This window comes from Leucobacter soli (assembly GCF_042659205.1).
GTDB lineage: Bacteria > Actinomycetota > Actinomycetes > Actinomycetales > Microbacteriaceae > Leucobacter > Leucobacter soli.
Map to the genome: position 1 here is coordinate 1 of NZ_JBHSRW010000096.1, position 8,821 is coordinate 8,821.

Consider the following 8,821-nt stretch of genomic DNA (forward strand, 5'->3'; position numbering starts at 1 on the left):
GCGCGCCGGCCTCGGCGCGCTGTCCGGGGCGGTCGCGGGCGCGGCCTTCTGGATGCCCCAGATCTCCTGGCTGACGCTCTACCTCGGCCCGATACCGTGGCTCGCGCTGTGCGGGGTGATGATCGCCTGGTTCGCGCTCTTCGGGCTGGCCGCGGCACTCGCCACGCGCGGGCTCGCGCGGCTGCGGCTATCACCGCAGGCCGTCGTCGCCGTGCAATCGTTCGCCGTCGCCGGGCTCTGGGTGCTGCGGGAGCAGTTGCAGAGCACCTGGCCGTACGGCGGCTTCGCCTGGGGGCGACTCGCGCATACGCAGGCCGAGGGACCGCTCGCCCCGCTCGTCTCGTGGGTCGGCTTCTCCGGCCTCTCCGGGCTGCTCGCCCTCGCCGGCGCAGTGCTCGGTGCCGTGCTCGTCGCCGCGTGGTTCGGTACGGGCATCGCGGCCGTGCCGGACGCGGCGGATGCGCAGGATGTGCAGGGGTCGAAGCTCCGGTCGCGGCGTCTCCGCCTGCTCGCCGTGGTCGTCGGCGCGTCGCTGGCGCTGGGGATGCTCGCACTGGTCCCGCCCGCGCATGTCGAACGGGCCGGCACGCTCAGGGTCGCCGCCGTGCAGGGCAATGCGAAATCGGCGATCTTCGACGACCGGGAGAACGGCGACGTCTTCCGAGACCACGTCGAGGCGACGGCGACGCTCCTCGACCGGCTCGAGGCCGAGGGGGAGACGGTCGACGCGATTGTCTGGCCGGAGAACAGCGCCGAATTCGCCCTGCCGGATCAGCCCTATCGCGAACTCGCGCTGCGCGAGCTCTCGGAGCGCGCGGACGCCCCGATCGTGGTGGGGACGGTGCTGCGCGATCCCGACGACACGTTCACCAACAGCACGCTCGTCTACGACGAGGCCGGCGGAACCGGGGTGCGCTACGACAAGCGTCGACCGGTGCCGTTCGCCGAGTACATGCCGAACCGCGAGTTCTTCCGCGCGCTCGTGCCCGACCTGGTCGATCTCGTGCGGCTCGACTACCGTGCCGGGACCCGCTCGGCGGTGCTCGAGATAGACGGCGCCGGCGGATCCTTCGCTGCCGGCATCGCGATCTGCTTCGACATCATCTTCGACGACCACGCGGTCGCGCTGATGGGCCGAGGCCCCACGGGCGGCGGCGTGGAGTCCCAGGTGATCTTCGCGCAGACGAACAACGCGGATTTCGGGCGCACGGACGAGAGCGCGCAGCAGCTCGCCATCGCCCGGTTGCGCGCGGTCGAGACCGGTCGCGCGCTCGTGAACATCAGCACGGTCGGCACGAGCGCGATCGTGCTTCCGGACGGCGCGGACGTCGACCGCTTGACCCCGTTCACGCGCGACGCCATGGTGGCCGAGGTGCCGCTGTCGACCGGGGAGACGCCCGCGCTGCGGTACGGGCCGGTCGTCGCGGCGGCGTGGATGCTGCTCGGCGCGGCCGGTGTCATTGCCGGTGTCATCGTCGGCGCGATCCGCGGCCCGATCGACGGCTCGGTCTTCCGCCGCCGCAACGCAGCGCAGCGCGAAACCGACTGAGCGGCGCGAGACCGACCGAGCACCGCGCGATGACGAGGCGTCAGTCGGTTCCCTCCCCGCCTCGGCGCGCCCGGAGCAGCTGCAGACGCTCCTGCAGCAGTTCTTCGAGCTCTTCGCGGCTGCGCCGTTCCATCAGCATGTCCCAGTGGGTGCGCTGCTGACCTTCCTTCTCCTCGAACTCGGCGCGCGCGGCCCGGCCCGCGTCATCGTCGAGGAATCCGATCTCCCCGCTGCGCTGATCGGTCCATTCGGCGGGCGGCTCCGCCTCCGCGTCGAACATGACGGCGAAGCGGGTGCCCTTGTCGGTGATGTACTCGACGCGCCTGCGCGGAGCGAACTCGATGCCCTCCTCGCTCTGGAGGCTGGTGGAACCTATCCGTGCGCCCCGGAGTGTCCGTTCGGCCATGGCTCCTCCTCGCCCGCGAGGCGCGCCCGGCGGGTGCGTCGTCGCGATCCATCGGTAGTCCTTGCAGCGTAGCGCGCCCGGCCGTGCGCCGGTAGTGTCGTGCCCGTTTCGTCACACTCCACCGCTACGCTGATATCCGAAGATCACTCGCGCCGCATCCGGGCGCCGACCTCGAAGGAGTCCACGTGTCAGACTCGAACGCCTCGCAGCCGCTCGCTCCGGGCAGCCTCACCGGCCGTCGCGCCCTCGTGACCGGCTCCTCGCGCGGCATCGGCGCCGATACCGTCCGCCGTTTTGCCGAGGCGGGTGCGGACGTCGTCGTCAACTTCCGGAACAAGGCTCCTCGCGCGGAGAAGCTGGCCGCCGAGCTGCGGGATCTGGGCGTCCGCGCACTGGTGCAGGGCGCTGACCTGACCGATCCGGCGTCCCTCGCGGAGATGTTCGCGGCGGTGCAGGCGGAGTACGGCGGTCTCGACATCCTCGTGCTCAACGCATCGGGGGGCATGGAGTCCGGCATGGGGGAGGACTATGCGCTGAAGCTCAACCGGGATGCGCAGCTCGCGGTGCTCGACGCCGCGCTGCCGCTGCTCGGAACCGGCTCCCGCGTGGTGTTCGTCACGAGCCATCAAGCCCACTTCATCCGCACGACGCCGACGATGCCGGAGTACGAGCCGGTGGCGCTCTCGAAGCGGGCGGGGGAGGATGCGCTGCGCGAGCGCATCCCCGAGCTCACCGAGCGCGGGGTCGAGTTCGTCGTGGTGTCCGGGGACATGATCGAGGGCACCGTGACGGCGACGTTGCTCAACCGCTTGAACCCGGGCGCGATCGAGGAGCGCCGCGAGCAGGCCGGCCGACTCTACAACGTCGGCGAGTTCGCGGCCGAGGTCGCCCTCGCGGCGGTCGAGCCCGTTCCGGCCGACCACACCCGCCTGATCGGCGACGTGACCGGCTTCGGGGGCTGAGCCCGCCGTCCGGCCCTTCCCGTCGGTTCCGGGCGCCCGCGAAACGGAGACTTCCGTTCGCCGGCGCCCGGATTCTGTTTCGCGAGTGTTTCGGGTCTCTTCGGGTGTTCGGCAATCGGCCGCATATGGCGAAGAATATTCGGTAGTTTCGCAATTCTCTCGATTTCATCGAAGAAACAGCGATACTTTGCGTAATGAACCGAAGAAAACGGTGCTACGCTCGAAGCTCCCTGTCAGGGTGCCCTACCGCGACAACGATGTCCGGTGGTCCGAAACGGGCACCAGACTCCACCACGGGCCACCGACGTCCCGCACGATGAGAGGACGTCGATGAACGCACGACGAATGGGCGAGCGCCCGGAATCCCGGCAGCAGCCACCGGTGGCCGCAGGGCTCTACGACCCGGCGGAGGAGCGCGATGCCTGCGGTCTCGCCGCGGTCGTCTCGCTGACGGCGGAGCCGAGCCACGAGATCGTCCGGCTGGCGCTCGAGGCGCTCGAGAACCTGGAGCACCGCGGTGCCGTGGGCTCGGACGCGGGTACCGGCGATGGCGCAGGCATCCTCTGCGAGCTTCCGGACGGCTTCATCCGTGCCGAGCTCGCGTTCGCCGAGCCCGAGCTGTCGCTGCCGTCCGCCGGGCGCTACGCGACCGGACTCGCCTTCCTGCCGCAGGAGGCCGCGGAGCGCCGGGCCGCCCGCTACCGTTTCGCCTCGATCGCGCGCGAGGAGGGACTCGACGTTCTCGCCTGGCGCCCCGTGCCGATCCGCCCGGACGTGCTCGGAGAGGCCGCCCGCGCCGCGAGCCCCGTCATCGAGCAGCCGATCCTCGTGCACGCCGGCGGCCTGGCCACCGCCGCCGATCCCGCGGACATCGAACGGCGCGCGTTCCGCACGCGCAAGCGCATTCAGCGCGAGACCGGCCTCTACCTGCCGTCGCTCTCAGCGCGCACGATCGTCTACAAGGGCATGGTCACCACGCTGCAGCTGCCCGCCTTCTACCCGGATCTGTCCGTGCCGGCGTTCGCGGCCCGTTTCGCGATCGTCCACTCGCGCTACTCGACCAACACCTTCCCCTCCTGGCACCTCGCGCAACCCCTGCGCCTGGTCGCGCACAACGGCGAGATCAACACGGTTCGGGGAAACCGCAACTGGATGCGCGCTCGCGAATCGCAGCTGGAGAGCGAGCTGCTGGGCGACCTGCGGCCGCTGCTGCCGATCTGCTCCGAAGGCGGTAGCGATTCGGCCAGCTTCGACGAGGTGCTCGAGCTGCTCGTGATGGCCGGACGGAGCCTGCCGCACGCGCTCGCGATGATGGTTCCTGAGGCCTGGGAGCGGGAGAGCAGCATCGATCCGGCGCTGCGCGACTTCCTCGAGTACCACTCGCTGATGATGGAGCCCTGGGACGGGCCGGCGGCGATGATCGCCACGGACGGGAACGAGCTCGTCGCCCTGCTCGACCGCAACGGGTTGCGGCCCGGACGCTTCCAGGTGACCGATGACGGGCTTCTGGTGATCGCGAGCGAGACCGGTGTCCTCGAGTTCCCGCCGCAGCGCGTCGTCCGTCGCGGCAGGCTGCTCCCGGGCCGCATGATCGCGGTCGACCTCGAGACCGGCCGGATCCGCGAGGACGACGAGGTGAAGTCCGAGCTCGCGGCATCGGCGCCCTGGGGCGAGTGGCTCCGCGAGCGCCTGATGCGCCTCTCGGATCTGCCGGAGCGCGAGCACCTCGTGCATCCGCCGGCTTCGATCATCCGCCGGCAGCGCACCTTCGGGTACACCGAGGAGGAGCTGCGCCTGCTGCTCGTGCCGATGGCTCGGGAGGGCGCCGAGCCCATCGCGGCGATGGGCACCGACACCCCGATCGCGGTGCTGAGCGCGCGGCCCCGCCTGCTCTTCGACTACTTCGTGCAGCAGTTCGCGCAGGTCACCAACCCGCCGCTCGACGCCCTGCGGGAGGAGCTCGTCACGAGCCTCTCCGCGAGCATCGGCCCGCAGGCCAATCTGCTCGGCCAGTCCGCCGAGCATGCGCGCCAGGTGATCCTCGATTTCCCGGTCATCGACAACGACGCCCTGGCGCGCATCCAGAACCTCGCCGACGATCCCACCCGTGAGCGCACGGTCACCATCCGCGGGCTCTACCCGGTCGACTACCACGCCAAGGGCCTGGCCGATCGGCTCGACGCCATGTGCCAGGAGGCCTCGGCGGCCATCGCCGCCGGCGCGGAGTTCCTGATCCTCTCGGATCGCGATTCCAACAAGGATCTCGCGCCGGTCCCCTCGCTGCTCGCGCTCTCCGCGGTGCACCACCACCTCATCCGCAAGGGCACCCGGATGCGGGCGACCCTGCTCGTCGAAGCGGGCGACGTTCGCGAGGTGCATCACGTCGCCGCGCTCATCGGCTACGGCGCTGCCGCGGTGAACCCCTATCTCGCGATGGAGACCGTCGAGTCGCTGGTCCGCGCGGGCGAGATCGAGGGCGTCGACGAGGCGGGAGCAGTAGCGCATCTGATCAAGGCCCTGGGCAAGGGCATGCTCAAGGTGATGAGCAAGATGGGCATCAGCACCGTCGCGTCGTACTGCGGCGCGCAGACCTTCGAGGCGATCGGCCTCGCGAAGGATCTCGTGGAGCGCTACTTCACCGGGACCGCTTCGAAGCTCGGCGGCGTCGGGCTCGATGTGCTCGCCGCAGAGGTGGCCGCGCGGCACCGGCGCGCCTACCCGGACGATCCGGCCGCCCTCGCGCACCGGCGTCTCGATACCGGCGGCGAGTACCGCTGGCGCCGAGGGGAGGAGCCGCACCTCTTCGACCCCGAGACGATCTACAAGCTGCAGCACGCGACGCGCACGGGTCGCCGCGAGATCTTCGCCGAGTACACTTCGCGGGTCAACGATCAGCAGCAGCGCCTCATGACCCTCCGCGGGCTCATGCAGTTCAGCCCGACACGGGCGCCGATCCCGCTCGAGGAGGTCGAGCCGGTCGAGGGGATCCTGCGCCGCTTCGCGACCGGGGCGATGAGCTACGGATCGATCTCTCCCGAGGCGCACCAGACCCTCGCGATCGCCATGAACCGCATCGGCGGCCGGTCGAACACGGGCGAGGGCGGCGAGTCCGACGAACGGCTCCTGGACCCCGAGCGCCGCAGCGCGATCAAGCAGGTCGCCTCCGGCCGCTTCGGCGTCACGAGCATGTACCTGACGAACGCCGACGAGATCCAGATCAAGCTTGCGCAGGGGGCGAAGCCGGGCGAGGGCGGGCAGCTGCCGCCGCAGAAGATGTACCCCTGGATCGCGACGACCCGGCACGCGACGCCCGGCGTCGGGCTCATCTCGCCGCCGCCGCATCACGACATCTACTCGATCGAGGATCTCAAGCAGCTCATTTTCGACCTGAAGCGCGCGAATCCGGAGGCGCGGATCTCGACGAAGCTCGTCTCGCAGTCCGGCATCGGCCCCGTGGCCGCGGGTGTCGCGAAGGCGCTGAGCGACGCGATCCTCGTCTCCGGGCACGACGGCGGCACCGGCGCGAGCCCGATGAACTCGCTCAAGCACGCGGGATCGCCTTGGGAGCTGGGGCTCGCAGAGGCGCAGCAGACGCTGATGCTGAACGGGCTGCGCGAGCGGGTCGTGCTGCAGGTGGACGGGCAGCTGAAGACCGGCCGCGACGTGGTCGTGGCGGCGCTGCTCGGAGCCGAGGAGTTCGGCTTCGCGACCGCACCGCTCGTCGTCTCGGGATGCATCATGATGCGCGTCTGCCACCTCGACACCTGCCCCGTGGGCGTGGCGACCCAGAACCCGGAGCTGCGGTCCCGCTTCACCGGCCAGGCCGAGCACGTGGTGAACTTCTTCCGCTTCATCGGCGAGGAGGTGCGGGAGATCCTGGCCTCGCTCGGCTACCGCAGCCTCGACGAGGCGATCGGCGATACGGCGGCGCTCGACGTCGACGAGGCGATCCGGCATTGGAAGGCCGAGGGTCTCGATCTGACGCCGATCCTGCGCGGTCCGTCCTTCTCCCCGGAGGCGCCGCGGCGGCGCGGAACCGAGCAGGATCACGAGCTCGAGGCGCACTTCGACCATCGTCTGATCGCCGCATCCGGCGATGCGCTCGAGCGTCGGGAGCACGCGGTGATCGACCTGCCGATCCGCAACGTGGATCGCGCCGTAGGCACACTGCTCGGGCACGAGGTGACCCGGCGCTTCGGCGCCGAGGGCCTGGCCCCCGAGACGATCGACGTCACGCTCACCGGCTCGGCCGGGCAGTCCCTCGGCGCGTTCCTGCCCGCGGGCGTCACGCTGCGACTGATCGGCGATGCGAACGACTACGTCGGCAAGGGACTCTCCGGCGGAGAGATCACGGTCCGGCCGCACCCCCGTTCCGGGCACCCCGCCGCGGGCAACGTCATCGCCGGCAACGTGATCGGCTACGGGGCCACCGCCGGGTCGCTCTGGATCGCCGGTGTCGTCGGTGAACGGTTCCTGGTGCGCGGATCCGGTGTCACCGCCGTCGTGGAAGGCACCGGAGACCACGCGCTCGAGTACTTCACCGGGGGCTTCGCGCTGGTCCTCGGGCCCACCGGCCGGAACATCGGCGCGGGCATGTCGGGCGGCGAGGCCGTGCTGCTCGACCTCGACTCGGCGCGGATCAATTCCGCGGAGTTTGCCAGCGGCTCGCTCCTGCTCGAGTCGCTCGGCGAGGCCCATCGGGAGCGGGTGCTCGCACTGCTGAAGCGCCACGTCGAGCAGACCGGCTCGGCGCTCGCGGAGGAGCTGCTGCAGGGCATCGCGGCCGACCCCGAGACGGCATGGGCACGATTCACCCGACTCATTCCGCGCGGCTACTCCCGCGTGCTCGAGATCCGGGAGTCGGCGAAGAACGAGGGCCGCGACCCCGACGGGGAGCGCGCCTGGGAGCAGATCCTGGAGGCGACCAATGGCTGATCCGCGCGGATTCCTCAAGGTGCGCGAGCGCGAGCTCGCCCCCAAGCGCCCCGTCGCGCTCCGGCTGATGGACTGGCGCGAGGTCGTCGAGGCTGCCGACCCCGCGGTCGTGGCGCGGCAGGCGTCGCGCTGCATGGATTGCGGCGTCGCTTTCTGCCATCAGGGCTGCCCGCTCGGCAACCTCATCCCGGAGTGGAACGATCTCACGTGGCGCGGTCGGGAGCGGGAGGCGCTCGACCGCCTCCACGCCACGAACAACTTCCCCGAGTTCACCGGGCGCGCCTGCCCGGCGCCGTGCGAGTCCGCCTGTGTGCTGGGCATCAACCAGCCGGCTGTCACGATCAAGCAGATCGAGAACAGCATCATCGATCAGGGGTTCGCGAACGGCTGGGTGGTGCCCGTGCCGCCCGAGAGGCTGACCGGAAAGACGGTCGCCGTCGTCGGATCCGGGCCCGCCGGCCTCGCGGCTGCGCAGCAGCTCACGCGCGCCGGGCACACCGTCGCGGTCTACGAGCGAGACGAGGAGCCCGGCGGGCTGCTCGCCTTCGGCATCCCGGACTTCAAACTCGAGAAGTCGCTGGTGGCGCGCCGGATCGACCAGATGAAGCAGGAGGGCACGCGGTTCCGCTGCGGTATCGAGATCGGCCGCGACATGACCTGGTCGGAGCTGCGCCGACGCTACGACGCCGTCGTGGTCGCGACGGGGGCCACCGTGCCACGGCCGCTCGATCTCCCCGGTCGCGAGCTCTCCGGCATCCACTACGCGATGGAATACCTGACCGCTCAGAACCGGCGCGGGGCGCCGGGTACAGGTCCGGGCGTCTCCACGGACGACACGGCTGCAGTACCGGGGCTCGCTCCCGAGCCGGGCGACCTGCACGCCGCGGGCAAGCACGTGATCGTGATCGGCGGCGGCGACACCGGCGCGGACTGCGTCGGCACCGCCCACCGTCAGGGCGCGCGATCGGT

5 protein-coding genes are annotated in these 8,821 nt (G+C 70.7%); 4 read left to right on the forward strand and 1 reads right to left on the reverse strand.

Annotated elements, in window-relative coordinates:
* Positions 1 to 1,549: apolipoprotein N-acyltransferase (gene lnt / locus ACFPZL_RS07540; RefSeq protein WP_382335004.1), on the forward strand; the 1,549-nt coding region annotated here is incomplete at its 5' end.
* A gap of 40 nt (positions 1,550 to 1,589) precedes the next feature.
* Here the strand turns inward: lnt and ACFPZL_RS07545 are convergent.
* A complete protein-coding gene (locus ACFPZL_RS07545) occupies positions 1,590 to 1,955 on the reverse strand; it encodes an RNA polymerase-binding protein RbpA (protein WP_218114207.1) in 366 nt (121 codons plus the stop codon).
* A 185-nt stretch (positions 1,956 to 2,140) separates the two neighbouring features.
* On the opposite strand from ACFPZL_RS07545, the gene ACFPZL_RS07550 reads away from it, so the two are divergent.
* The 3 genes from ACFPZL_RS07550 to ACFPZL_RS07560 all read left to right on the forward strand — a co-directional run.
* Positions 2,141 to 2,917 (forward strand): SDR family oxidoreductase, encoded by a 777-nt coding sequence (locus tag ACFPZL_RS07550; protein WP_218114208.1) that lies wholly within the window; start codon positions 2,141 to 2,143, stop codon positions 2,915 to 2,917.
* 330 nt (positions 2,918 to 3,247) lie between these two features.
* Positions 3,248 to 7,852, forward strand: a complete 4,605-nt coding sequence (gene gltB, locus ACFPZL_RS07555; protein ID WP_236021844.1) for a glutamate synthase large subunit — start codon at positions 3,248 to 3,250, stop codon at positions 7,850 to 7,852.
* Positions 7,845 to 8,821: glutamate synthase subunit beta (locus tag ACFPZL_RS07560; RefSeq protein WP_382335006.1), on the forward strand; the 977-nt coding region annotated here is incomplete at its 3' end. The genes gltB and ACFPZL_RS07560, both read left to right, overlap by 8 nt.